This is a genomic window from Streptomyces sp. GbtcB6 (assembly GCF_019091475.1).
GTDB classification, from domain to species: Bacteria; Actinomycetota; Actinomycetes; order Streptomycetales; family Streptomycetaceae; genus Streptomyces; species Streptomyces hyaluromycini.
In genome coordinates this window covers 1-234 of sequence record NZ_JAGXJL010000488.1, presented here as the reverse complement: position 1 = coordinate 234, position 234 = coordinate 1, and the positions used below count along the sequence as shown (strand labels likewise).

Annotated in this window: 1 pseudogene; it reads left to right on the top strand. The window is 67.1% G+C overall.

From position 1 onward, the window contains the following. Positions 1-159: pseudogene (locus KVT45_RS57575) on the top strand (twin-arginine translocation pathway signal protein); the annotation flags it as partial. Positions 160-234: the final 75 nt, after the last annotated feature.

Below are 234 nucleotides of genomic sequence, written 5' to 3'. Positions count from 1 at the left end.
GACCACGGCCCAGGGGCGGGCGGTGCTGTTGCTCAAGGAGACCGGGTGACAGAAGCCGGCGAACAGGCCGATCCCACCCCCGACAAACCGGAGTTGCCGACGGAGCTGAAGGCGACCTGGGAGAGGATCGCCGCCGGGCTCCTGCCCTACCCTGGTTAGGCTCTGGGAGCGAAGGATTGAGGGCCGAGTGCACGGAGGGCAGCCAGTACCGCCCTTATCCGAGGAACTTCGTGA